This is a genomic window from Streptomyces sp. WG7 (assembly GCF_049975785.1).
GTDB lineage: Bacteria > Actinomycetota > Actinomycetes > Streptomycetales > Streptomycetaceae > Streptomyces.
Genome location: NZ_JBNGGE010000001.1, coordinates 22683 through 46799, shown reverse-complemented (window position 1 = coordinate 46799; position 24117 = coordinate 22683). Strand labels below are relative to the sequence as shown.

Below are 24117 nucleotides of genomic sequence, written 5' to 3'. Positions count from 1 at the left end.
CGGGCCGTTGCGGGCGGGCCGTAACGAGCGGGCCGTTACGAGCGGGCCGTCACGCGTGTTCGATCCGGCACAGGCAGAACGGATGCCCCGCCGGGTCGGCGTACACCATGAAGTCCTTCTTCTCCCGGTCCTCCAGGTCCAGCGGGCGGGCACCCAGCGCGAGCACCTTCTCGTGCGCCGCGTCCATCTCCTCCCACGTCGCCCCGCCGTCGAAGTCCAGGTGGAACTGCTGCGCGTTCCGATCGGCGCGCGGCCACTCCGGCGGGGTCAGGCCGGGTGCGCGCTGGAAGGCCAGCCGCGGCCCGCCGGGCACCTGGAGCACCACCCAGTCGGGGTCCTGCTCCTCGGGGGTGCCGCCGCCGACCCGCGCGTAGAAGCGGGCCAGCTCGCGGGGCTCCGGACAGTCGACGACGACGGATCGGAAACGTGCCACGGGTGCCATGGGGGAACCTCCGGTGTTGGCGGTCCGGTCCTTGCTCAGCAGGCGCAGAGGCAGAACGGGTGCCCGGCCGGGTCCGCGTAAACCCGGAAGGACCGGGCCCGGTCCTCCGCGTCCAGCGGCCGCGCGCCCAGCTCCAGCACGGCCTTCTCCGCCGCGTCCAGGTCCTTCACGTCGAGGTCGAGGTGGAACTGCTGCGCTCCGTCCGGCCCGGGCCACTTCGGCGGTACGTACCCGGGGGAGCCCTGGAAGGCCAGCGTCCGCCCGCCGGGCAGGTTCAGGTCGACCCACTCGTACTGGTCGTCGCTCTTGTCCTCGACGGTGCCGCCGAGCACGTCGGCGTAGAAGCGGGCCAGTGCGCGGGGATCGGGACAGTCCAGGACGACGACGCCCAGTTCGGCGACAGCCATGACTTCCTCCTTGGGTCCACGGTCGCGGTTACCCGCAAGGCGCGGGTAACCGGTAACGGTTACTGCATGCTGCCCCATTGGCGGTAACGTCGCAAGCATGAGTGAGAGATCGCCCGCGCCGGGAGGGCTGGAGCTGGTCCGGTCCCTGGTGAACACGCTGGACATCGAAACGGGCGCCGACACGCTGGACACGCCGGAGGGGCGGGCGCCCTTCGGCCTGACGGAGGATGACGTACCCGGGGCACGCGACCTGCGCGAGTCCCTGCGCGCCACCCTGCTCGCCCACGCCGGCCACCCACCGCACCGCGCGGTGACCCCGCTGGGCGAGCTGCTGGCCGGGGCCCCGCTGGTGGTGACGGTCGACACGGCCGACGGCTCCGCCGCCCTCGTCCCGGCCCGGGACGGCTCCCTGCCCGCCCGCGTCGCCGCCGCCGTCGCCGAGGCACTGGTCGCGGGCACCTGGACCCGGATGAAGGCGTGCGAGGCCGCCGACTGCCACTGGGCCTACTACGACCGCAGCCCGGCCGGACGCGGCCGCTGGTGCTCCATGCAGGTGTGCGGCGCCCGCGCCAAGATGCGGCGGTACCGCGCCAAGGGAGCGTGACCCGCGCGGGATTCGCCGGCCGGCGCGCCGCACCGCGGTGCAGAATACGACGGACGCCGGTCCGGCCGACTGAGCCTCGGCCGAACCGGCGTCACCGTCCGTCGGACACGGGCTACGCGGTCGGCCGGCCCATCGCCCGGTACGTCCAGCCGGCCTTCCGCCAGACCTGGGGGTCCAGGGCGTTGCGCCCGTCGAGGATCACCCGGGCGGTCACGGCCTCGCCCAGCGCCTCCGGGTCCAGCTCGCGGAACTCCCGCCACTCCGTCAGGTGCAGGACGACGTCGGCACCCCGCACCGCCTCCAGCGCGGAGTCGGCGTACCCGAGCGTCGGGAACAGCCGCCGGGCGTTCTCCATGCCCTTGGGGTCGTACACCGTCACCTGGGCGCCCTGGAGGTGGACCTGCCCGGCGACGTTCAGCGCGGGCGAGTCCCGTACGTCGTCCGAGTCGGGCTTGAAGCTGGCGCCGAGCACCGCGACCCGCTTGCCCAGGAACGGGCCGCCGCCCAGCGCCTGCCGGGTCAGCTCCACCATCTGCCCGCGCTGGCGCATGTTGATCGAGTCGATCTCGCGCAGGAAGGTCAGCGCCTGGTCGGCGCCCAGCTCACCGGCGCGCGCCATGAACGCCCGGATGTCCTTCGGCAGACAGCCGCCGCCGAACCCGATCCCGGCCCGCAGGAACTTCTTCCCGATCCGGTCGTCGTACCCGATCGCCTCGGCCAGCTTGGCGACGTCGCCGTCCGCGGCCTCGCACACCTCCGCCATCGCGTTGATGAAGGAGATCTTGGTGGCGAGGAAGGAGTTCGCGGAGGTCTTCACCAGCTCCGCCGTCGGGAAGTCGGTGACGACGAACGGCGTCCCCTCCTCCACCGGCGTCGCGTACACCTCGCGCAGCAGCTTCTCGGCCCGCTCGCTGCGCACGCCGACCACGATCCGGTCGGGGTGCAGCGTGTCCTTGACGGCGAAGCCCTCGCGCAGGAACTCCGGGTTCCAGGCCAGTTCGGCGTCGGCACCGGCCGGGGCGTGCTCGGCGAGGTAGCGGGCCAGCCGGTCGGCGGAGCCCACGGGCACGGTCGACTTGCCGACCACGAGCGCGGGGCCGGTCAGGTGCGGCGCCAGTGAGGCCAGCGCGGAGTCGACGTACGACATGTCACAGGCGTACTCGCCGTGCTTCTGCGGCGTGTTCACGCACAGGAAGTGCACGTCGCCGAAGGCGGCGACCTCGGCGAAGTCGGTGGTGAAGCGCAGACGCCCGCTGGACCCCTCGATCCCCGCGACGTGCCCCCGCAACAGCTCCTCGAGCCCCGGCTCGTACATCGGGACCCGCCCCCGCTGGAGCATCTCGATCTTCTCGGGCACCACGTCCAGGCCCAGTACCTCGAAACCGAGCTCGGCCATGGCCGCCGCATGGGTCGCGCCGAGATAGCCGGTACCGATCACGGTGATCTTGAGGGCCATGGGTGCTCCAGAGGTGTACGGCAGGCGTGCGCGCCCGAGCATATCCGGGGCATGGGAAAGCACCTCGACGGGCAGGTTTCCCGCTGTCGTCAAGCTCACCTATCCACCACCGTGGATGGAGCATAAAATTCGGAGTTACTTAACGGTAGTTAGCGTCAGCACCACAGTGTTTGGGAGCGTGAGAGACCTTGGCCGGATCGGCTGACTTCGACCTGTACCGCCCGCTGGAGGAGCACGACATGCTCCGGGACGCCGTCCGCTCCCTGGCCGAGGCGAAGATCGCGCCGCACGCCGCCGCAGTGGACGAGGAGGCCCGCTTCCCGCGGGAGGCCCTCGACGCGCTGACCGCGAACGACCTGCACGCGGTGCACGTCCCCGAGGAGTACGGCGGCGCGGGCGCCGACGCCCTCGCCACGGTGATCGTCATCGAGGAGGTCGCCCGCGTCTGCGCCAGCTCCTCCCTCATCCCGGCCGTGAACAAGCTCGGCTCCCTGCCGGTGATCCTCTCCGGCTCCGAGGCGCTGAAGAAGAAGTACATGACCCCGCTCGCCAAGGGCGACGGCATGTTCTCCTACTGCCTCTCCGAGCCCGACGCGGGCTCCGACGCGGCCGGCATGAAGACCAGGGCGGTCCGCGACGGCGACCACTGGATCCTGAACGGCGTCAAGCGCTGGATCACCAACGCGGGCGAGTCGGAGTTCTACACGGTGATGGCCGTCACCGACCCCACCAAGCGCTCCAAGGGCATCTCCGCCTTCGTCGTCGAGAAGTCCGACGAGGGCGTCTCCTTCGGCGCCCCGGAGAAGAAGCTCGGCATCAAGGGCTCCCCGACCCGCGAGGTCTACCTCGACAACGTCCGCATCCCCGCCGACCGCATGATCGGCGAGGAGGGCACCGGCTTCGCCACGGCGATGAAGACGCTGGACCACACCCGCATCACCATCGCCGCCCAGGCCCTCGGCATCGCCCAGGGCGCCCTCGACTACGCCAAGGGCTACGTCCAGGAGCGCAAGCAGTTCGGCAAGCCCATCGCCGACTTCCAGGGCATCCAGTTCATGCTCGCCGACATGGCCATGAAGATCGAGGCCGCCCGCCAGCTGACGTACGCCGCCGCGGCCAAGTCCGAGCGCGGCGACAGCGACCTCACCTTCCAGGGCGCGGCGGCGAAGTGCTTCGCCTCCGACGTCGCGATGGAGGTCACCACGGACGCGGTCCAGCTCCTCGGCGGCTACGGCTACACCCGCGACTACCCGGTGGAGCGCATGATGCGCGACGCGAAGATCACGCAGATCTACGAGGGTACGAACCAGGTCCAGCGCATCGTGATGGCGCGCAACCTGCCGTAGGGCCCATGTGACACGGGCGCCGGCCCTGCCCCTCCGGGGACACCGCCGGCGCCGACCGCATGGCTGCGGAAGCGCGTCGCTGACCCTACGGTCCCGTGCCCGGCGGTCAGCCGTAGCTCAGCCGGACGCTCCCGTGCCGCGGCCCGGGCGTCGGCGCAGGGGAGTCCGCGGCGGGGTGTTCCGCCGGGGCCTCGTGCATGACCGGGGTCCCGTCGTGTGGACGATTGGCCGTCGGTGTCCTTGGGGCGCTCGTATGAGCGCTTGGAGGACGATGTCCGGCGATCGTTCACGCTTTTCGGGAGGGTGCGGGCCTCCGGGGGTGCGCCGCGTACGAGGCGAAGCCCGCCCACGTGGCAGGCAGGAGAGCGAGCCGGGGGCCGCCCGGGTTCTTGGAGTCGCGGACCAGGACCGTGGTCGGCGTGGTGGCTATCTCGACACAGTTCGAGCCGTCGCCGCTGTAGGTGGACTTCCGCCAGTTGTGGTTTTGCATGGTGGGTTCCTTCACAGGTCCTGGATGCGGTGGTGGATGAAGTCGCGCGTCCTGGCAGGGTCCAGCGCGCAGGACTCCATGCGGTCCAGTACGGCGCGGTACTTGCTCAACTGCGCCTCGGCATCGAGAAATTCACAGGCGCCGTGATGCGAGTCCAATTGGACCGTGTCGAGCTGAGGGACGGAGCCCTCGATGTAGTCGAAGGACTGGCCGGTGGTCGGGAAGTGGTCCGTGCCGAAGGGGATCACCCGGACGGTGACATGAGGAAGTTCGCTCATCTCCAGCAGGTGCTCGAGCTGACCACGGGCGACGACCGGCCCGCCGAAGTTCATACGGAGTGCCGCTTCGTGAATGACCGCTGAGTACGGGGGCGGCTCCGCCCGGTGCAGGATGCCTTGCCGTTTCATGCGGTGCGTGAGGCGGTGCTCGATCTCGTACTGACGCATCGGTGGAACCACCGCGCGGAAGAGGGAGCGGGCGTGGTCGGTGGTCTGGAGCAGCGCCGGGATGTGGATCAGAAGTGCCACACGAAGCCCGGGGGCGTGGTGCTCCAGCTCGGCCAGGTCGACCAGAGCGACCGGAACGTGGTCGCGGTACTCCTCCCACCAGCCACGAGTCCGGCGCCCGGTCATCGCGGCCAGGGCGGTGGTCAAATCGTCGTCGGCACAGTCGTAGGCAGAGGCCATCGCCCGGACGCGGTCGGCGCTGAGTGGACTGCGTCCGGTCTCGATCATGCTGACGCGCCCCTGGTTGACGCCCAGGTGCGCGGCGGCCTGCGTGACCGTGAAACCGGCGCGTTCACGCAGTTTGCGCAGTTCAGCGCCGAGGCGCCGCTGACGCAGAGTGGGGTTGCTTACGGGTGGCAAGAGACCTCTCCTCAGGCCGCTGCGCGGCGCACTCGTCACTCACACGAGGTAAGTGCAGGTACATCTCTCCAATATGGGAGATGAATCTTCCAAGTGGCTCTACGGTAGTGCCCGTACCGCCCCACTCCCGTCCCGGTAAGCCGGAAGCGCACCTCTCGGGCACAGCCACCGCACGGCCCGGCCGTTGGGCAAAGCCGAATCCCCTCTCTCCAGGAGGCCCCTCCATGGGCACCGTATCCCTGCCCGACACCTGGGTGTACGCCCTCCGCCTGCCGTACGACCCGAGAGCCGCACGCGTCGCACGTATGACCGTACGGGCCGCCCTCGACGGGCACGGCAGGCATGAACTGGTGGGCGACGTCGAGTTGTTGACGTCCGAGCTGGTCACCAACGCCTACCGGCACACCCGCGGACCCTGCTCGCTGCGGCTGACCGCGCTGGCCGACGGGCGGTTGCGGGTCGGCGTGTGGGACAGCCACCCGCACATCCCCGCGGCCTTCGCCGAACCGCCGGGCGGGGCGCCAGAGCACACCGCTCCCGCCCCGCCCGGTGCGGGCGGTGGACGGGGGCTGCACCTCATGCGGGAGTACGCGCACTCGTGGGGCGGGTGGTCGCTCGGTGACGGCGGCCCGCTCGGACGCGGGGCCGGGAAGCTGCTCTGGTTCGAGGTGGGGGGTCCCTGACCCCCGCCCGCCCGCCCCCGGACGGTCAGTCCTCGTACCCCTCCGCCACCCGGCGTTCCCGCAGCTCCATGATCGCGCGGCGGCGGGCCAGGCGGTGGGTGCGGCGGATCTGGGCCTCCTGGTAGCGGCGCTTGTCCTTCCCGGTCTCCGGGAGGACCGGCGGGACCGCGCGCGGCTTGCCGTCCGCGTCGACCGCCGCGAAGACCAGGTACGCCGAACCGACCTGGGTGGCCGGGGCGGACTCGTTCCAGCGTTCGGCCAGAACCCGGACGCCGACCTCCATGGAACTGCGGCCGGTCCAGTTGACCTGGGCCTTCACATGGACGAGGTCGCCCACGCGGACCGGCTCGAGGAACGCCATCTCGTCCATGGACGCGGTGACGGCGGGGCCGCCGGAATGCCGCCCGGCCACGGCGCCCGCCGCGTCGTCGACGAGCTTCATGATCACTCCGCCGTGCACCGTGCCCAGGAGGTTGGTGTCGCTGTGGGTCATGATGTGGCTGAGGGTGGTGCGGGAGGCCGAGGTCGGCTTGCCCGGGATCTCCGGAGTCGCCGACTGCGAGGTCGAGGCCTGTTCTGCCTGGTCTGTCATGGCCTCTACCTTATGCCGGGGCGACATCCCAGTGATTTGTGTCAGCTTCGCAACAGCGCCGACCTTATTTTCCGACGGCCCTTATGGGCCGTGGTGCGGACCTGCACACTGGTGCGCATGACTGATTGGCCCGAGGGACGGACCGGCGACAACCGAGGCGGCGGCTACGGACGCGGCAGCGCGAGCGCGCGGCCCGAGAGCGCCCGCGTGATGCGACAGGTCCGCCGCGGCCAGGCGCCGCCGCCCGGACCGGGCCCGGCGGCACCGCCGTACGGCGCCGGGGTCCCGCAGCAGCCGTCGTACGCCGACGGTCAGGGCCATGCGGGGCAGAACGCGTACGACAGCGGCTACAACACCGGCCAGGTCTACGGCAGCCCCGGCGGACGGGGCCCCGGCTCCGGCCCCGGTGGCCCCGGCGCGGGCCGGCCCGCGCCGGACTGGCGCCGCCGGATCAAGTGGACCGCGATCACGGTGGTGACCGCGCTGGTCGTGACCACCGTCGGCACCTACTTCTGGGCCGACTCCAAGCTCAACCGCGAGGTCGACCTGTCCAAGGTCATCGAGCGGCCGGAGGCCGGCGAGGGCACGAACTACCTGATCGTCGGCTCCGACAGCCGCGAGGGCATGACCGACGAGCAGAAGAAGGACCTGCACACCGGCTCCGCCGAGGGCAAGCGCACCGACTCGATGATGATCCTGCACACCGGGGACAACGGGTCGACGCTCATCTCGCTGCCCCGCGACTCGGACGTGGAGATCCCGAGCTTCGTCGGCTCCGAGTCCGGCAAGAAGTACGAGGCCACGGGCCGGCACGTGAAGCTGAACGCCGCGTACGCGGAGGACGGCCCCGAGCTGCTGGTGCGCACCATCGAGCACAACACCGGTCTGCGCCTGGACCACTACGTGGAGATCGGCTTCGCCGGCTTCGCGAACATCGTGGACGCGGTCGGCGGCGTAGAGATGGACATCCCGCAGGACATCAAGGACCCGAAGTCCGGCGCCGACCTCAAGAAGGGCAAGCAGACCCTGAACGGTGAGGACGCCCTGGCCTTCGTCCGCACCCGGTACGCGCTGGCCGGCTCCGACCTGGACCGGACGAAGAACCAGCAGAAGTTCCTGTCGGCGCTGGCGAGCCAGGTGGCCACGCCGTCGACCGTCCTCAACCCGTTCGCGCTGTACCCGACCATGGGCGCGGGCCTGGACTCCCTCATCGTCGACAAGGACATGGGCCTGTTCGACCTGGCCGGCATGTTCTGGGCGATGAAGAGCGTCAGCGGCGGCGACGGCACGTCGATGAACATGCCGGTCTCGGGCAGCGTCGGGTCCAACCTCAAGTGGGACGACGCCAAGGTGAAGAAGCTGGTGGAGCAGCTGAAGAACGACGAGAAGGTCACCGTCTCCGGCAACTGAGACCCGCGACGGGTCACCGCTTCCCGCAGGCCACCTCGTCGCCGCGCACCACCGTGCCCGTCTCCTGCGGCGGGTCGGCCGGCTTCACCTCCACGACCCCCTCGAAGCCGGCGCCCGCGATCACCTTCAGCGTCGGGCCCTGACCCTCGACCGGCCGCAGCTCGCTGCCGGGCAGGGCGGCGGCCAGGGACTTCGCCGAGAGGTCCCAGCGGGGGTCGAAGACGACGACGGTCCGCCCGGCCGCGTGACCGGTGGCGTTCCTGGGGGCCCGGGTGGTGCGGAACCCGGCCGCGGCCAGCGCGTCGTCCACCCGCTTGCCGAGCCCCGGCGTACGCGTGCCGTTCTCCACCTGGACCCGGACCTGCTCCGGGTCCACCGGGACCCGCACCGGCGCCGGACCCTCGGGCCTCGGCTTCGGCGCGGCCAGGCGCCGGTCCTCGCGCAGGGCGTCGAAGATCCGCTCGGACTCCACGGGGTCCCACTTCAGGGTCGAGCCGATGCCCTTGACGTCGTGGCCCGTCTCGGCGACGGGCACGGTGGTGAACTCGGACGACGACGGCGAGAAGTTCCGCATCGCCCGCCCGAGCGTCAGCAGCTCGTCGGTGCCGAACCCCTTGTCCGCCCGTACCGAGCCGAGCACCGCCTGGATGACGTCGCGGAACCTGAGCGGGTTCAGCAGCAGCCCCGAGGAGGTCGCCCGGTCGATCAGGGCGGCCAGGAAGCGCTGCTGGCGCTTCATCCGGCTCAGGTCCGAGGCCCCGTCGAGGTGGCGTGCGCGGACGTACTGAAGCGCCTGCCCGCCCATCAGCCGGTGCGTGCCGGCCGGCAGGTCGAGCCCGGTGTAGCTGTCCCTCAGCGGCTGGGCCGTGCAGATCCGCACACCGCCCAGGACGTCCACCGTCTTCATGAAGCTGGTGAAGTCGACCTCCAGATAGTGGTCGATCTTCACGCGGGTCATGTTCTCGACGGTGCGGACGGTCAGCTGCGGACCCCCCTCGGCGTAGGCCGCGTTCAGCTTGAGGGGGTGCCCCTCGTGATGCTCGCCGGTGGTGCGGTCGGTGTGGTCGGGCGTCTCGGCGTACGAGTCGCGCGGCAGACTGACCACGCTGGCGCGTTCCCGGTCCTCCGAGATGTGCACGATCATGATCGTGTCGGTGCAGTGGCAGGGGGCGCCGCCGAGACGGTACTCCTGCCGCTCCCGCTCGCTGATCCGGTCGCGGCCGTCGGTGCCGACCAGCAGGATGTTCATGCCGTCACCGGCCCGGGGCCGGTTCTTCATGTCCTTGAAGGCGTCGACCCGCGAGATGTCCGCGTCCAGGCCGGCGAGCACCGCGTGCCCGATCCCCGCGGAGGCGAGCACCACCACCGACAGTGCCGTCACCGCCCGCAGGGCCCAGCGCGGCCTTCTCCGCCGTACGGGGGGACCGGGAGGGCGCCGGGACGAACCGGAGCCGCCGTGCTGCGGCGGCGGGCCGCCCCGGGGGGACGAGGCCGGGACCCGGGGGGAGCGGGGCGGCATGGGCAAAGGACACCTCCGCGAGGACGGGGCCGTGCGGCCGGACGTGCGATCCGTGAGCACCGTAGGCCCATACGATCTGCTGCCCGGGGCTGTGACCCCCGCGGCGCGCGCCCGTGTCCCCCGTTCGCGGTAACGTGAGCACCGATGAACGCCAAGTCCGACGTGCGGCCGCCCGCCGTTTCCGTGATCATGCCCGTCCTCAACGAGGAACGGCATCTGCGCGGCTCCGTCCGCGCCATCCTCGCCCAGGAGTACGCCGGCGAGATGGAGGTCGTGATCGCCCTCGGTCCCTCCGCGGACCGTACGGACGAGATCGCCGCCGAGCTCGTCGCCGAGGATCCGCGCGTGCACACCGTGCCGAACCCCACCGGCCGCACGCCCGCCGCGCTGAACGCCGCGATCAAGGCCTCCCGCCATCCGGTCGTCGTCCGCGTCGACGGCCACGGCATGCTCTCGCCGAACTACATCGCCACGGCCGTACGGCTCCTCGAGGAGACCGGCGCGCAGAACGTCGGCGGGATCATGCACGCCGAGGGCGAGAACGCGTGGGAGGACGCCGTCGCCGCCGCGATGACGTCGAAGATCGGCGTGGGCAACGCAGCCTTCCACACGGGCGGCGAGGCCGCCCCGGCCGAGACGGTGTACCTGGGTGTCTTCCGCCGCGAGGCGCTGGAGCAGCAGGGCGGGTACAACGAGGAGTTCATCCGCGCCCAGGACTGGGAGCTGAACTTCCGAATCCGCGAGGCCGGCGGTCTGATCTGGTTCTCGCCCGAGCTGCGGGTCTCCTACCGGCCCCGCCCGTCCGTGCGGGCGCTGGCCAAGCAGTACAAGGACTACGGCCGCTGGCGGCACGTCGTCGCCCGCTACCACTCCGGCTCCATCAACCTGCGCTACCTCGCCCCGCCGACCGCCGTGTGCGCCATCGCCGCCGGTGTCGTGGTGGGTGCGGTGCTGACCCCGTGGGGCTTCGTCGTACCCGGTGGTTACCTGGCGGCCATCGTCGCCGGGTCCCTGCCGGCCGGGAAGGGGCTCGGGCTGAAGGCGCGGGCGCAGATCCCGGTGGCGCTGGCGACCATGCACATGTCGTGGGGCTGGGGCTTCCTGACCAGCCCGCGGTCGCTGGCCAAGCGGGTCATCGCCTCCCGGCGCCCGGCCGTGCGGCCCGACACGGACGCCGCCGGGACCCGGTGACGGACGCCGCCGGAACCCGGTGACGCCGCTCAGGACCAGGTGAACGCAGGGTTCACGTGCATGCAGGCGCCGTCGTCCGCGCCGTTGAGGGCCTCGGCCGACTCCGGGGCCTTGTCGTCCGCCGCGGGCGCCTGGTACGCCGTGCCCTCGCGCCAGTCGGCGCCGACGATCAGCGTGACCCCCGAGACGTCGGTCGACCGCCGCACCGAACTCGCCGGGATCCCCAGCGATTCGGCCACACGCCGCGCGTCGCCCTCCAGGTCGGTGCTCGGGTAGCGGACGACCGTGAGGTCCTCGCTGGGCAGCACCGAGGGGTCGGTGACCGCCTTCGTGAAGCCCTGCTCCACCAGCAGCCCGGCGACCGTGTCCGCGCGTCCGCGGGCCGCGCCGAGCCGGTCGGTGCGGGTGCCGTTGCGGACCTGGACCGCTATCTCGCCGTCGGCGGCGGCCGGGTCGTCCGGGACCTCCGGCTTCTTGTCGGCCGGCTTCTTCTTCTCGTCCTTGCCGTCCAGCGCGATGTCCTCCCGCACCAGCCGGAACAACCGCTCCGCGTCCTCGGTCGGTTCCACGCGGGCGCCCACGTACCGGTTGGGCATCGTGGTCATGGTGATGCGCTCCGGCTTCACCTTGCGCAGCTCGTTGCTGAGGTCGTACAGCTTCTTGACGGTGTCGAGGCCCGGGTCGACCGTGAGCGCCCCGGTGGCCTCCTCGGCCAGCCTGCGCAGCTTGTTCGGGCTGCTCAGGGTCGCGTTCTCGCGCAGCGTCCGGACCATCGAGTTCAGGTACATGTGCTGGGCCTCGGCCCGCGCCAGGTCGCTGCCGTCGTCGAAGCCGTAGCGGGTGCGCAGCCACTGCAGGGCCTGCTCGCCCTTGACCGGGTGCGTCCCCTTCTCCAGCTTCAGGCCGGAGCCGTGGCCCTGGCTGTCGCGCGAGTGGATGTTGGCGTCCACACAGACCGGGACGCCGCCGACGGCGTCCGCCATCGACACCACGCCCGCGAAGTCGACCATCACGAAGTGGTCGATGTGGATGCCGGTGAGCTCCTGCCAGGTGGCGACCGTGCAGCCGGGGCCGCCGTGCCCGAGGCTCTGGTTGGTCATCGTCCGGCCCTCGCTCGCCGGGTAGACCTTCCCGTCGTCCGGGTCGGTGCACTTGGGGATCTTCACGAGGGTGTCGCGGGGCATGCTGACGACCGACATGTTGCTGCGGTCGGCGGACAGGTGCACCAGCATCTGCACGTCCGCCAGCGGCGTGGCGCCGAACGTCTCGCGGGCGCCGCCCAGTTGCTGGTTCTCCTCGCTGTCCCGGGCGTCCGAGCCGATGACGAGGATGTTCAGCGGGGTCTGCCCGGCCGCGTTCGGCGTCGGCGCGGCGACCTTGTTGTCGCCCAGGTTCAGGGCGTCCTTCTTGATGTTGTCGTTGAGGCGCTCGTAGTAGAGGTATCCGGCACCGGCCGTGCCCGCCAGGAGCACGGCGAGTGTCACCGCGGTCCAGCGCAGCACCCGGCGTCCCCTGCGGGGCCGGCGTCTGCCGGCTTCGGCACCGCCGTCGCCGTCACCGGTGCCCTCCGCGCCGCCGACGGCGGCCTCCGCACGCTCGGGGGCGTCCGATGCGCCCTGCCGCGTGTCCTCCCCCTGCACACTGCTCCGCGTCACGTCCGCGTCCCTCCCCACCCCCGCGCCACGGCGCGGGCCCGTCGCCTGCCTGTGAGACGTACGACAGGCCCGTCAGGTCAACTGGCGCACTGCACCTGGTCCGCCGTGGACTTGTCCAGCTCCGGCGTCTTGATCGATTTGGCGTTGAGCTTGACTCCGGCGCCCTTGAAGTCCTTGCCGAGGGTGAGGGTCATGGTGGGCAGGCCCTGGGCGTTGGTGACGCTCTCGCCGGGTTTCATGGCGGCGCCGGACAGGCCGAGGATCTCGGCGAGGGCGCGGGCCTGGTCGGCCTGGTCGGGGGCGTATTCGAGGGTGGTCCTGGCGATGTCCGCGGGGGCGTTCCCGGCGTTCTCGGACTTGGTGACGCCGGCCTCGGTCTGGAGGTAGGTCAGCTCCTTGCCCGCGCTGCCGCTGGGGGCGCCGCCGTTGAGGACGCGGACGCGGACCTCGGAGGGGTCGGACTTCTCGCCCTGGAGGCGGGCGGCGACGGCCGCGGCCTCCTTCTTCTCCTGCTGCTTGACCTCGGTGAAGGAGATGTCGTTCTTGATCATGTCGAAGACCTGGGGCGCCTCCGTCTCCAGGGGGACGACCGTCGCCTTGATCTTCTCGGCGGGATTGTCCTTCACCGGCACCGTGAGGAACGTGATGTTCTTCGTCGGCACCTTCTTCAGTTCCAGGGCGATGTCCTTGAGCGTGCCCACGTTGCCGATGGGCTCGTCCACGGTCAGGGCCTTGGTGGCGGCCTCGGCCAGCTTCACCAGCTTGGTGGGGCTGGTCAGGGTGTCGCTGGAGGACATCTTCCGCATGAGCGAGCCCAGGAACTGCTGCTGCACCTTGATGCGGTCCAGGTCGCCCTCGTTGCCGAAGGCGTGCCGGGTGCGGACGAAGGCGAGTGCGTCCTCGCCCTCGACCACGGACTTGCCCGCGGGCAGCTTGAGTTTGGACTTCTTGTCGTCGACGGCCTTCTCCACGCAGACCTCGACCCCGTCGACCGCGGTGGTCAGCGTCTTGACCGCGTTGAAGTCGGCCATCATGAAGTGGTCCGGCTGGATACCGGTCGCTTCCTTCACCGTGCGCATGGTGCAGCCCGCGTTCCGGCCGCCCTCGCCGAGGCTCTTGTTGAAGCGGACGTCCTGTTCCCCGGGGACGACCGTCTTCGTTCCGTCCTCCTGCGTGGTCTCGCAGTCGGGGATGTCGACGATCAGGTCCCGGGGAATGCTGAGCGCGGTGGCGTTGGAGCGGTCCTTGGCCACGTGCAGGAGGATCGTGGTGTCGGCGTGCCCGACGCTGCCCGCGTCGCCGTAGCCCTCGTTGCCGGCGCCGGTGCGCTTGTCGGTGCCGATGACGAGGATGTTGAAGGCCTCGTCCTTCTTGAAGCTGCTGCTGCCGGCGTTGCCGACGTCCGTGGTCGAGACGTTCCCCTCGAGGTGCTTGAGGTAGGCGTAGCCGCCGGCAGCGGCCGCCAGGACGATGAACGCCGTGCTGCCGCCGGCCCACAGCAGGACCTTCTTGCCCTTCGACTTCTTCTTCTCCGGCCGCCGCCCGCGCCGGCCGGGCACCGGCTCCTCGGGCGTGGGACGGCGCCGTCGCTGGGGCGGGACCTCGCGGCCGGGCGCGGCCGTACGACGTGCCCGGCCGGCGGTGCCGCCGTCGGCGGCGGAGGCGTCCGTGGCGCCGGCGGCGCGGGGGGCGGACCGGCGGGGGCCCGGGACAGCCGACTGCGGTGCGGAAGGGGACAGTCGCAGTTCGTATTCACCGGTGCGCGGATTCAGTACCCACTGGTCTGCGGGATCGACGTTGTCTGCCCGCCCACGTCCTTGCGCGTCCACGGTCTCCCATTCCTCCGGCGGGGGCCACGCGGCACCTTCCCCGGAAGGCGCACGGTAAAGGGTCATCAAGTGCACGACGCCAGGGCGGACCTCGCGGCGGGGGCACTGGAGCGCTCACACTATCGGCCCAGTTCAGCGTCGAACGACACTGGTGACAAATTCGATGCCCCTACAACAGGGCAATCCCTCCTATTTTCATGAGTTCCTACCATCGGTAGGGCTTGTACACATCCATGCACTTACCGGTGTCCGAGCCGTTGAGGGCGTCGCTGTTGTCCGGCAGGTCTCCGGCCTCGGGCGTCTTCTGCTTCGGGTAGGACGTGCCCGAGCGCCAGTCCGCTCCCACGACGAGCGTGATCCCGGACACGTCCGCCGACTTCCGCACCGCACTCGCCGGAATTCCCAGCACCTCGGCGACGCGCCGGGCGTCGCCCGCCAGCTCGGCGTTCGGGTAGCGGACTAGGGTCCTTTCCTCGGAGAGCGCGGCCGAGGCGTCCTTCGTCGCCTTGTCGAAACCCTTCTCCACCAGCGCCTGGGCGAGCGCGCCCGCCCGGCCACCGACCGGGCCGAGGGTTGCGGAGCGGGTGGCGTTCTGGACGAGGACGCCGATCTCGGAGTCGGCGGCGGGGGAGTCCCCGGAAGGCTTTCGGCCGGTGTCCTTTCCGGTCTCCTCGCCCGTGCCCTTTCCGGCGTTCTCCCCGGCGTCCTTTCCTGCGTCCTTTCCTGCGTCCTCACCGGAGGCGGAGTCCTTGGCGCCCTTGTCGTCGAAGGACACGTCGTCGCGGAGCATCGCCCACATCTTCTCCGCGTCGGCGCCCGCCTGGAGCAGGTGGTTCGCGTTCCGGGGGTCCTGGACGGTGGGTATCGTCGTCATGGTGATGCGGTCCGTCGGCACCGTCTTGAGCTGCATGCCCAGGTCGTAGAGCTTCTTGACCGTGCCGATCTCCTCGGAGACCGTCAGGGACTTCGTGGCCGCCTCGGCCAGGTCCATCAGCCTGCCCGTGTCGGTGAAGACGTTCTGCCCCTTCAGGGTGCGGATCATGGAGTTCATGTACATGTGCTGAGCCTGGGCCCGCAGCACGTCACTGCCCCAGGCATGCCGGGTGCGCAGCCACTGGAGGGCCTGTTCGCCCTGCACCTTGTGCGGGCCGGCCGTCATCTTCAGGCCCGAGCCGCCGGGCACGCGGGGCAGCGGACGGTCCCACACGTTCTGGTTCACGCAGACCTCGACCCCGCCGACGGCGTCCGCCATCGACACCACGCCCGCGAAGTCGATCGTCATCCAGTGGTCGATGTAGACCCCGGTGAGGTTCTCCCAGGTGGCCAGGGTGCAGCCGGCGCCGCCGCGGCCCAGCGACTCGTTGATGATCGTGTTGGCCGCCGGGTACTTCTCGCCGCTGTCCGGGTCGGTGCACTCGGGGATGTCGACCCGGGTGTCGCGCGGGATGCTGACCACCGCGGCGCTCTTGCGGTCCGCGGCCAGGTGGATGAGCATCTGCACGTCGCCCAGCGGCGGGTTGTCGCGCGTGTCCTTGCCGCCGCCCAGCGCCACGTTCGCGTCGGAGGCGCGGCTGTCGGAGCCGATCAGCAGGATGTTCAGGGGGGTCTGTCCGGCCGCGTTCGGCTCGGCCCGGTGCGCCTTGGAGTCGCCGCTGCTGCGCTCGCCCTTCTCGATGTTGCCGTTCAGGTGCTCGTAGTAGAGGTATCCGGCGCCGGCCGTGCCGAGTATCAGAACCGCGAGGGTCGTCGCGGACCACCGGAGTGCGCGGTGCCGGCGTCCGGCGCGCCGCCGTCCGGACCGCCCGCCGTCCCCGCCCCCGGGGCCGTCCTGTCCGCCCGTGCCCGTGCCGCCGCCGTCCGGAGCGCCCCTGCTGCCTTCCCTGCCGCCCCTGCCGCCCCGGGCGTGCCGGACGGCGGCGCCCGGTCGTGTTCCCTCCCCGTGCACACTGCTCTGCGTCATGTCCCTCTCCCACCCTCGGGCCCGCCGACGTGCCCCTGCGCACGACCTGTTCGCCCAGTTGGACGTACGGGGCCCCTCGTTGGCTGTACGGCCGTCCCCACGGGTTGCTCCCGTCCCGGCAGTGACCGGCCGCACCACTGGACGGCCGCACCACTGGACGGGCGTACCGATGTGCGGCCGCACTGATGGGCGGCCGCACCGACGGACGGTCGTACTGTCAGACGCGCGCGGGGCCCGTCAGGTCACTTCGCGCACTCGACCTTGTCGGCCGTGGACTTCTGAACCTCCTTGGGCGCCTTCCCGGAGGTGGCGTTGAGTTTGACTCCGGCGCCCTTGAAGTCCTTGCCGAGGGTGAGGGTCATGGTGGGCAGGCCCTGGGCGTTGGTGACGCTCTCGCCGGGTTTCATGGCGGCGCCGGACAGGCCGAGGATCTCGGCGAGGGCGCGGGCCTGGTCGGCCTGGTCGGGGGCGTATTCGAGGGTGGTCCTGGCGATGTCCGCGGGGGCGTTGCCCCCGTTCTCGGACTTGGTGACGCCGGCCTCGGTCTGGAGGTACTGAAGCTCCCGCTGGGCGCTGCCGCTGGCGGCGCCGCCGTTGAGGACGCGGACGCGGACCTCGGAGGGGTCGGACTTCTCGCCCTTGAGGCGGGCGGCGACGGCAGCGGCCTCCTTCTGCTGCTGCTGCTTCTCCTTCTGCTTGACCTCGGTGAAGGAGACGTCGTTCTTGATCATGTCGAAGACCTGCTGGGCGGGCCCGTCCTGGAGGACGACGGTCACCGGGATCTTCTCGGCCGGGTTGTCCCTCACCGGCACCGTGGCGAAGGTCAGGTTCTTGGTGTTGAGCTTGCCCAGCTCCAGCCCGAGGTCCTTCAGCTTGCTGATGTCGTCCAGCTTGGAGTCGACGGTGAGTGCCTCGGTCGCGGCCTCGGCCAGGTTCAGCATCTTCGACGGGCTGGTGAGCGTGTCGTTGGACTTGAGCTTGCGCATCAGCGCGCTGAGGAACTGCTGCTGGATCTCGATGCGGCTCAGGTCGCCGCCGAAGCCCACGGAGTGCCGGGTGCGTACGAAGGCCAGCGCGTCCTCGCCCTCGATCGTGTGCTTGCCCTTGGGCAGATCCAGGTGCGAGTCGGGGTCGTTGATGTCCTTCGCCAGGCACACCTCGACGCCTTCGACCGCCGTCGTGAGCGTCTTGACCGCGTTGAAGTCGGCCACCATGAAGTTGTCGGCCGTGATCCCGGTCAGCTCGGTGACGGTCCGCATGGTGCAGCTGGGCGTACGGCCGTCCTGGCCGAGGCTGTTGTTGAAACGGACGCCGGTGGAGCCCTGGATGACCTTCGTCGTCCCGTCCTCCTGCGTGGTCGGGCAGTCGGGGATGTCGACTATCAGGTCGCGGGGGATGCTGAGGGCGGTGGCGTTGGAGCGGTCCTTCGACACGTGCAGGAGGATCGTGGTGTCGGCGTGGCCGGCGCTGCCCGTGTCGCCGTACCCCTCGTTGCCGGCGCCGGTGCGCTTGTCGGTGCCGATCAGCAGGATGTTGATCGCCTTGTCCTTCTGGAAGCCACCGGTGCTCGCGCCGTCGTCGGCGACGGACTTGATGTTGCCGTTGAGGTGCTGCAGGTAGAGGTAGCCGGCCGTGCCGGCGGCGAGGACGACGAACGCCATGATGCCGCCGGTCCACAGCAGGACCTTCTTGCCCTTCGACTTCTTCTGCGCCGGCCGCCGTCGCCCGCGCCGCCCGGGTGGCGGCTCCTCGGGTGCCGCACGGCGCCTGCGGGGAGGGGGAACCTCATGGCCGGGGGTCGCCGAAGCCTGTGCGCCGCGGTCGCGCGATCCGCCGGGCGGGCCGGATCCGCCGGGCTCACGTGAATCACGGGAACCAGGTGAATCACGGGAGCCACGGGAATCGCGGGAACCACGGGAATCGCGGGTTCCGCCGGATGCGGCACCCCGGGGCCGCGGGACCGACGATTGCGGTGCGGAAGGGGTCAGTCGCAATTCGTATTCGCCGGTCTCCGGATTGAGTACCCATTGGTCTGCGGGGTCGATGCCGTCCGCCCGCCCACGGCCTTGCGCGTCCACGGTTGTCCGAGTCCTCCGTCGGTGCCACGCGGCGCCTTCCCCTCCCGGCGCCCGGTCCAGCTCATTCGGCGCCCGGCCGCGGGCAGAGCCTCGTGGCCGGGCACACCGGATCGCTCACACTAACCGCCCTGTTCGGTACAGGGCGACAAAAGTGATGCATTTAATCGAACTTACAACTGGGCAATACGGCGCATTCATTGGAGAAGTGACCCCTCCGACGCGCCCGCCCCGCACATGACTTGTACGCCCAGCGCCGTCCGGAACGCGTTTTACCCGCAGATGTCCTTCGCGGCGGTGTTCCCGCTGAACGTCGGCGCCGGAGAATCTCCGGGGCCGGGATCACGGGGGTTTCCGGAACCGGTCGCCGTATCCCGCCCGGCGGTCGCGGCGACCGCCACGGGTTCGTCCGTCCGCAGGCGGGTGAAGAGCTTCCCGGCGTCGGGCTCCACGAGTTGGTCGCGATTGGGGTCGCCGGCGTAGGACTCCCTGGGGACGGTCAGGAATTGCACGCGCTCGGTGGGAATGCCGCCCAGTCCGCGCACGAGGTCGTACAGACCACGCAGACTCGCCAGGTCCGGATCGGTCGTGAGGGACGACGTGGCCGCATCCAGGACGGGGTACAGCTTCACCGGATTCAGCAGTACGTCATCGCTCCGCACCTTGTTGACGAGCGCCCCCAGGAACCGCTGCTGCCGGTCCATCCGGTCGGTGTCGCTGCCGTCTCCGAGCGACTTGCGGGCGCGGACGTAGCCGAGCGCCTGCTCCCCGTCGAGCGTCACCCGGCCCGCGGGCAGCTTCAGCTCGGCGTCCTTGTCGTCGACCGGTTCGCGCAGGCACACCTCGACGCCGTCGAGCGCGTCGACCATCTCCTCGAAGCCCTGGAAGTCGACGACGACGTGGTGGTCGATCCGGATGCCGGTCAGCTTCTCCAGCGTGCGGATCGTGCACGCCGAACCACCCGCCTCGAAGGCGTAGTTGAACTGCGCGAACACCGGCTCGGTGCGTGACCCGTCGGGCCGGCGGCAGCCGGGCACGTCCACCATCAGGTCGCGGGGGAGGGAGACGGCGGTGGCACTGTCCCGGTCCGCGGCCAGATGCAGCAGGATCATGGTGTCCGACCGCGCGGTCCCGGAGTCCCGCCCGTAGCGCGCGTTGCCGTCACCGGACCGCGAGTCGGACCCGATCACCAGTACGTTCCGCGCGCCGCGGACCAGTGCGGTGGGCCGCTCCTCCTCGTACCGGGCGAGCTCGGCCGCCGCCGCCTCGTCCGCCGTGATGTTGCCGTCCAGCCTGGTGTACACCGTCCACCCGACGCCCAGGGCAGCCACGGCCAGCACGGCGACGGCGATCCCCGCACACCCCAGCCGCCGCCTCCGACGCCGCCGCCTCAGCCCGCCCCCGGTCGCGGAAGCCCCCGCGCCGGTTCCGGGCCCACCGAGGGGCGTGCCCGCGTCGTCACCGCTCACGTCTCCCTCCGTCCCGCACACGTGCGCTCCTACGACCATGCCCCGAGCGGGCGCAGGGGGCGGAGCGGGACTGACCCGAACGGGGGTGCGCAGGGCCGGCCGCGGCGAGCGGTCGGCTTCGGGGGACGGAAGGGTCGACTCAGGGGCGGAGTGGTCGGTTTCCGGGCTACAGGGACGCAGGGGTCGGCTTCAGGGGCGCAGGGGCCGGCTTCAGGGACGGAACGGCCGGCTTCAGGGGCGCAGGGGCCGGCTTCAGGGACGGAACGGCCGGCTTCAGGGGCGCAGGGGTCGGCTTCAGGGACGGAACGGCCGGCTTCCGGGACGCAGCGGTCGGCTTCCGGGGCGGAACGGTCGGCTTCCGGGACGGGCGGTCAACGAGCCGTGGCCGACACCCTCTCCGCCTCGATCCGCCGGTCCACGGCCCCCGCCTCCGCCTGCTCCAGATGCCGGCACAACACCACCGACCCCCCACTGGCCAACGGCGCGTACAGCCCCGCGCTCAGCCCCTCCCACGTGTCGTACGGCAACCCCGACAGGATCCGCGCACCCGGCCCCGTGAGGCCCAGCCCCGACGCCTGGGCCCGGGCCCGCTCCACGACCTCCGCCCCGCTGAACTCCCGCCCGGCCACGATCAGCGCGGGTGCCTCCGGGTCCACCGGCACGTACGGCACGAACCGGTCACCCTGCCCCGGCGCCTCCACCGCGTAGTCGGCGAAGCCCTCCGGCGGACGCGGCACGAACCGCCCCCCGAGCGGCCGCAGCGCCAGCGCGACCCGCGCCCCCGAGCACGCCCGCGCCGCCTCCAGCATCTCCGGCTCCGGCCCGCTCACCACCACGTCGGCCGCCGCCGGATCACCCGCCACGTCGGCGACGACACCCACCGACGCGCACGCCAGCAGCCACACCGCCGTCTGCCAGTGCGCGGGCAGCAGCAGAGCGACCCGGTCGCCGGGTTCGACGGACAGTTCGTCCTGGAGCAGATTCGCGGTCTTGGCCACCCAATTGGCGAAGGTGGCCACGGACAGTTCGACGCGTTCGCCGGTGGCGTCGTCGTAGAAGGTCACCAGGGGGCGTCCCGGGTCCGCGGCGAGCGCGGAACTCAGCAGGTCGGCAGGGGTGCGGTCGGTCGCGTTCACCCGCGCAAGCGTACGCGGGCCCACGGGCGTGCACCGAGCGTACGGCGTACCGCGCGGCCACCGGATCGGACGAAAACGCCCTACAGCCCGTCAGATCACGGATGGACAGATTTGTACGGTGATGTCCACGATCGGGGGCATGCGTGGATTCCTTGCTTCCTCGATCGGTGTCACGTGCGCGGCCGCCCTGGCCCTCCCTCTCGCCCCGCCCGCGGCGGCGGCAGCCACCTCCGCGGCCGAGCCCACGACCGGCAGAACGGTGCGGCCCGAGGCGTACGTCCCCGGCAGCACCCAGTCGCTGCCCCTCGCCCCCCTCACCCACAACCGCACCCCCGGCGCCGTCGAACAGGGCGTGCCCCGCCGCGACGTACGCCACTTCTCGCTGGTCGGTGTCGTCTGGGACGACCCGGACACCGAACTGCACGGCCACGTCCAGGTCCGGACCCGCGCCACCGCCACCGGCACCTGGTCCGGCTGGCAGGAACTGGAGACCCACAACGCGGACCATGCCGCCGACCCCGGCACCCCCGAAAGCGCGTCGGACCGCGTCCGCGGCGCCACCGCCCCGCTGTGGGTGGGCGAGTCCGACGGTGTGGAAGTACGGGTGAGAGCGTCGAGCACCTCCCAGGCCCCCAGGACCACGGAGGCCACCGGGGCCGTCCAGACCGCCGCCTCCCCCCTCCCCACGGGCATGCGCCTCGAACTCGTCGACCCCGGCGAGGGCGCCCCGCCCGCGGCGGCCCCGGACCCGGAGGAGGGCCCCCGCACCACCGCCACCACCGCCACGACGTCCATGGCCGACGAGTCCGCGGAAGCCGTCGCCGCATCCGCCGTCAACACGGACCTCGCCCCGCTCGGCGCCACCGAGATCCCGGCCCTGGACCGCGCCGGGACCGAGGCCGCGCTCCTCGCCCAGGGCGGCACCGGCGCGCTGACGGCGCAGCAGAAGACCAAGCCGTACGTCGGCCCCCGCCCGGGCATCACCACGCGCCGCGGCTGGGGCGCCGACGAGAAGCTGCGCGAGCGGAAGTTCGTGTACACGAAGAAGGTCAAGGCGGCCTTCGTGCACCACTCGGCCACGGGCAACAACTACACCTGCAAGCAGGCGCCGTCAGTCATTCGCAGTATCTACCGCTACCACGTCAACAGCATGGGCTGGCGCGACGTCGGCTACAACTTCCTCGTCGACAAGTGCGGAAAGATCTACGAGGGACGGGCCGGAGGCGTGTCCAAGGCGGTACTGGGCGCCCACACCCTGGGGTTCAACTCCAACAGCATGGGCATCGCCGTCCTCGGCACGTACACCTCCAAGAAGCCGTCGTCCGCCGCCGTGAAGGCGGTCGCCCGGCTCACCGCGTGGAAGCTCGGTCTGTACGGCATGAATCCGCGCGGAAAGACATACCTGAAGTCCGGTGGTGGCAATCTCTACGGAAAGGGCAAGAACGTACGACTCAACGTCATCTCCGGTCATCGCGACGGCTTCGCCACGAGCTGCCCCGGCAAGAAGCTCTACGACAAGCTCGGCACGACCCGCTCGACGGCGGCCAAGTACCAGGGCCGCTGAGGGCGGAACACCGCACGGCCATCGAAGGCGCCATGGAACGGTCTGCATACACTGGCCGGCCGAAAGAAAGCTCGGCCGGTCCCGGCAGGAAGCAGAGACGACAGGTGACAGAAGCGATCCTCCTGGTCGGCGGCAAGGGCACGCGGCTGCGTCCGCTCACGGTGCACACCCCGAAACCGATGGTCAGGGCGGCGGGGGTGCCGTTCCTCACGCATCAGCTGGCGCGGGCGAAAGCGGCGGGCGTCGAGCACATCGTGCTCGCGACGAGCTATCTGGCGGAGGTCTTCGAACCGTACTTCGGCGACGGCTCGGCCCTGGGCCTCCACCTGGAGTACGTCACGGAGGAGGAGCCGCTCGGCACGGGCGGCGCGATACGCAACGTGGCGTCCCGGCTGCACTCGGGCCCCGACGACCCGGTCCTCGTCTTCAACGGCGACATCCTGACGGGCCTGGACATCGGCGCCCTGGTCCGCACGCACGGGGCGACGGGCGCGGACGTCTCCCTGCACCTGACGAAGGTGACCGACCCGAGGGCGTACGGCCTGGTCCCCACGGACGGCACGGGCCGGGTGCTCGCCTTCCTGGAGAAGCCCCAGACACCCGAGGAGATCGTCACTGACCAGATCAACGCGGGGGCGTACGTCTTCCGCCGCTCGGTCATCGACACGATCCCGGCGGGCCGCCCGGTCTCGGTCGAACGCGAGACCTTCCCGGACCTGCTGGCCACCGGAGCGCACCTCCAGGGCATGGTCGACTCCACGTACTGGCTGGACCTGGGCACCCCGGCGGCCTTCGTACGCGGCTCGGCGGACCTGGTCATGGGCCGCGCCCCGTCCCCGGCGGTACCGGGCCGCTGCGGCGACCGCCTCGTCCTGCCCACGGCACGGGTCGCGCCCGACGCCAAGCTGGCCGGCGGCACGGTGGTCGGCGAGGGCGCCTTCGTGGCGGAGGGCGCGCGTGTCTTCGGCAGCACCATCCTGCCCGGCGCCGTCATAGAACCGGGCGCCGTCATCACCGACAGCCTCATCGGCACCCGCGCCCGTGTGGGCACCCGGTCGATACTCAGCGACACGGTCATCGGCGACGGTGCCGTCATCGGCGCCGACAACGAACTGCGCTCCGGGGCCCGCATCTGGTGCGACGCCCACATCCCCCCGGCGTCCCTGCGCTTCTCGTCCGACGCGTAGCCGCCGGCCACCTCAGCCGCGGGCGGCGCCCCGCCGCCCGGGCTGCGGACAGTCGTTCCTCCTCCCGTGCCCGAACGGCCGGGCGGCACCAGGTGCGGCACGACGCCGGGCCGCGCACCCCGCCCCCAACCGTCCTCCCGGCCCCAACCGTCCTCCCGCACGCACCGGGCAGCCCACACACACGCACCGGGTCGGTCCGCACGCACCGGGCAGCCGGTGCACACACCGGGCAGCCG

At 71.2% G+C, this 24117-nt stretch carries 20 protein-coding genes; 7 read left to right on the top strand and 13 right to left on the bottom strand.

Annotation, left to right across the window (positions count from 1 at the left end):
• Nucleotides 1-49: 49 nt before the first annotated feature.
• A complete protein-coding gene (locus ACP4J0_RS00190) occupies nt 50-442 on the bottom strand; it encodes a VOC family protein (protein ID WP_426556119.1) in 393 nt (130 codons plus the stop codon).
• Nucleotides 443-477: 35 nt separating this feature from the next.
• On the bottom strand, nt 478-849 hold the full coding sequence (locus ACP4J0_RS00185; protein WP_426596528.1) for a VOC family protein: 372 nt from the start codon (nt 847-849) through the stop codon (nt 478-480).
• A gap of 97 nt (nt 850-946) precedes the next feature.
• On the opposite strand from ACP4J0_RS00185, the gene ACP4J0_RS00180 reads away from it, so the two are divergent.
• Nucleotides 947-1453, top strand: a complete 507-nt coding sequence (locus tag ACP4J0_RS00180) for a CGNR zinc finger domain-containing protein (RefSeq protein ID WP_426596527.1) — start codon at nt 947-949, stop codon at nt 1451-1453.
• 112 nt (nt 1454-1565) lie between these two features.
• Here ACP4J0_RS00180 and ACP4J0_RS00175 read toward each other — a convergent pair whose 3' ends face one another.
• The gene (locus ACP4J0_RS00175; protein ID WP_426596526.1) at nt 1566-2909 is read right to left on the bottom strand and encodes a UDP-glucose dehydrogenase family protein; all 1344 of its coding nucleotides are present in this window, start codon (nt 2907-2909) and stop codon (nt 1566-1568) included.
• Between the two features lie 188 nt (nt 2910-3097).
• Here ACP4J0_RS00175 and ACP4J0_RS00170 point away from each other — a divergent pair, with 188 nt between their 5' ends.
• The gene (locus ACP4J0_RS00170) at nt 3098-4255 is read left to right on the top strand and encodes an acyl-CoA dehydrogenase (protein WP_426521386.1); all 1158 of its coding nucleotides are present in this window, start codon (nt 3098-3100) and stop codon (nt 4253-4255) included.
• Between the two features lie 286 nt (nt 4256-4541).
• Here the strand turns inward: ACP4J0_RS00170 and ACP4J0_RS00165 are convergent, their stop codons facing one another.
• On the bottom strand, nt 4542-4745 hold the full coding sequence (locus ACP4J0_RS00165; RefSeq protein WP_426596525.1) for a DUF397 domain-containing protein: 204 nt from the start codon (nt 4743-4745) through the stop codon (nt 4542-4544).
• An 11-nt stretch (nt 4746-4756) separates the two neighbouring features.
• Nucleotides 4757-5611 (bottom strand): helix-turn-helix domain-containing protein, encoded by an 855-nt coding sequence (locus ACP4J0_RS00160; protein WP_426596524.1) that lies wholly within the window; start codon nt 5609-5611, stop codon nt 4757-4759.
• A gap of 224 nt (nt 5612-5835) precedes the next feature.
• Between ACP4J0_RS00160 and ACP4J0_RS00155 the strand changes: the two genes are divergently transcribed.
• A complete protein-coding gene (locus ACP4J0_RS00155) occupies nt 5836-6294 on the top strand; it encodes an ATP-binding protein (RefSeq protein WP_426596523.1) in 459 nt (152 codons plus the stop codon).
• A gap of 25 nt (nt 6295-6319) precedes the next feature.
• On the opposite strand, the gene ACP4J0_RS00150 is transcribed toward ACP4J0_RS00155, so the two are convergent.
• A complete protein-coding gene (locus tag ACP4J0_RS00150) occupies nt 6320-6886 on the bottom strand; it encodes an acyl-CoA thioesterase (protein WP_426596522.1) in 567 nt (188 codons plus the stop codon).
• Nucleotides 6887-7003: 117 nt separating this feature from the next.
• Here ACP4J0_RS00150 and ACP4J0_RS00145 point away from each other — a divergent pair, with 117 nt between their 5' ends.
• On the top strand, nt 7004-8296 hold the full coding sequence (locus tag ACP4J0_RS00145; protein ID WP_426596521.1) for an LCP family protein: 1293 nt from the start codon (nt 7004-7006) through the stop codon (nt 8294-8296).
• 13 nt (nt 8297-8309) lie between these two features.
• On the opposite strand, the gene ACP4J0_RS00140 is transcribed toward ACP4J0_RS00145, so the two are convergent.
• On the bottom strand, nt 8310-9815 hold the full coding sequence (locus ACP4J0_RS00140) for an LCP family protein (protein WP_426596520.1): 1506 nt from the start codon (nt 9813-9815) through the stop codon (nt 8310-8312).
• Nucleotides 9816-9959: 144 nt separating this feature from the next.
• On the opposite strand from ACP4J0_RS00140, the gene ACP4J0_RS00135 reads away from it, so the two are divergent.
• A complete protein-coding gene (locus ACP4J0_RS00135) occupies nt 9960-11006 on the top strand; it encodes a glycosyltransferase family 2 protein (protein ID WP_426596519.1) in 1047 nt (348 codons plus the stop codon).
• Nucleotides 11007-11035: 29 nt separating this feature from the next.
• On the opposite strand, the gene ACP4J0_RS00130 is transcribed toward ACP4J0_RS00135, so the two are convergent.
• The 6 genes from ACP4J0_RS00130 to ACP4J0_RS00105 form a co-directional block, all read right to left on the bottom strand.
• Nucleotides 11036-12661 (bottom strand): LCP family protein, encoded by a 1626-nt coding sequence (locus tag ACP4J0_RS00130; RefSeq protein WP_426596518.1) that lies wholly within the window; start codon nt 12659-12661, stop codon nt 11036-11038.
• A 77-nt stretch (nt 12662-12738) separates the two neighbouring features.
• Nucleotides 12739-14490: an LCP family protein gene (locus tag ACP4J0_RS00125; RefSeq protein ID WP_426596517.1), complete on the bottom strand. Its 1752-nt coding sequence runs from the start codon at nt 14488-14490 to the stop codon at nt 12739-12741.
• A 205-nt stretch (nt 14491-14695) separates the two neighbouring features.
• Nucleotides 14696-16450 carry an LCP family protein gene (locus tag ACP4J0_RS00120; RefSeq protein WP_426596516.1) on the bottom strand — a complete coding sequence of 585 codons (1755 nt, stop codon included), beginning with the start codon at nt 16448-16450 and terminating at the stop codon, nt 14696-14698.
• A gap of 242 nt (nt 16451-16692) precedes the next feature.
• On the bottom strand, nt 16693-18528 hold the full coding sequence (locus ACP4J0_RS00115) for an LCP family protein (RefSeq protein WP_426596515.1): 1836 nt from the start codon (nt 18526-18528) through the stop codon (nt 16693-16695).
• Between the two features lie 269 nt (nt 18529-18797).
• Nucleotides 18798-20033 (bottom strand): LCP family protein, encoded by a 1236-nt coding sequence (locus ACP4J0_RS00110; protein ID WP_426596514.1) that lies wholly within the window; start codon nt 20031-20033, stop codon nt 18798-18800.
• Between the two features lie 332 nt (nt 20034-20365).
• On the bottom strand, nt 20366-21130 hold the full coding sequence (locus ACP4J0_RS00105) for a TIGR03089 family protein (RefSeq protein WP_426596513.1): 765 nt from the start codon (nt 21128-21130) through the stop codon (nt 20366-20368).
• 139 nt (nt 21131-21269) lie between these two features.
• Here ACP4J0_RS00105 and ACP4J0_RS00100 point away from each other — a divergent pair, with 139 nt between their 5' ends.
• Nucleotides 21270-22694 carry a peptidoglycan recognition protein family protein gene (locus tag ACP4J0_RS00100; protein WP_426596512.1) on the top strand — a complete coding sequence of 475 codons (1425 nt, stop codon included), beginning with the start codon at nt 21270-21272 and terminating at the stop codon, nt 22692-22694.
• 104 nt (nt 22695-22798) lie between these two features.
• A complete protein-coding gene (locus ACP4J0_RS00095) occupies nt 22799-23881 on the top strand; it encodes a sugar phosphate nucleotidyltransferase (RefSeq protein WP_426596511.1) in 1083 nt (360 codons plus the stop codon).
• Nucleotides 23882-24117 lie beyond the last annotated feature (236 nt).

Bases quoted from the DNA above. Each gene is read 5' to 3' on its own strand.
- ACP4J0_RS00190 (WP_426556119.1), bottom strand. From the start codon at position 442: ATGGCACCCGTGGCACGTTTCCGATCCGTCGTCGTCGACTGTCCGGAG.
- ACP4J0_RS00185 (WP_426596528.1), bottom strand. From the start codon at position 849: ATGGCTGTCGCCGAACTGGGCGTCGTCGTCCTGGACTGTCCCGATCCC.
- ACP4J0_RS00180 (WP_426596527.1), top strand. From the start codon at position 947: ATGAGTGAGAGATCGCCCGCGCCGGGAGGGCTGGAGCTGGTCCGGTCC.
- ACP4J0_RS00175 (WP_426596526.1), bottom strand. From the start codon at position 2,909: ATGGCCCTCAAGATCACCGTGATCGGTACCGGCTATCTCGGCGCGACC.
- ACP4J0_RS00165 (WP_426596525.1), bottom strand. From the start codon at position 4,745: ATGCAAAACCACAACTGGCGGAAGTCCACCTACAGCGGCGACGGCTCG.
- ACP4J0_RS00155 (WP_426596523.1), top strand. From the start codon at position 5,836: ATGGGCACCGTATCCCTGCCCGACACCTGGGTGTACGCCCTCCGCCTG.
- ACP4J0_RS00150 (WP_426596522.1), bottom strand. From the start codon at position 6,886: ATGACAGACCAGGCAGAACAGGCCTCGACCTCGCAGTCGGCGACTCCG.
- ACP4J0_RS00145 (WP_426596521.1), top strand. From the start codon at position 7,004: ATGACTGATTGGCCCGAGGGACGGACCGGCGACAACCGAGGCGGCGGC.
- ACP4J0_RS00140 (WP_426596520.1), bottom strand. From the start codon at position 9,815: ATGCCGCCCCGCTCCCCCCGGGTCCCGGCCTCGTCCCCCCGGGGCGGC.
- ACP4J0_RS00135 (WP_426596519.1), top strand. From the start codon at position 9,960: ATGAACGCCAAGTCCGACGTGCGGCCGCCCGCCGTTTCCGTGATCATG.
- ACP4J0_RS00120 (WP_426596516.1), bottom strand. From the start codon at position 16,450: ATGACGCAGAGCAGTGTGCACGGGGAGGGAACACGACCGGGCGCCGCC.
- ACP4J0_RS00110 (WP_426596514.1), bottom strand. From the start codon at position 20,033: ATGGTCGTAGGAGCGCACGTGTGCGGGACGGAGGGAGACGTGAGCGGT.
- ACP4J0_RS00100 (WP_426596512.1), top strand. From the start codon at position 21,270: ATGCGTGGATTCCTTGCTTCCTCGATCGGTGTCACGTGCGCGGCCGCC.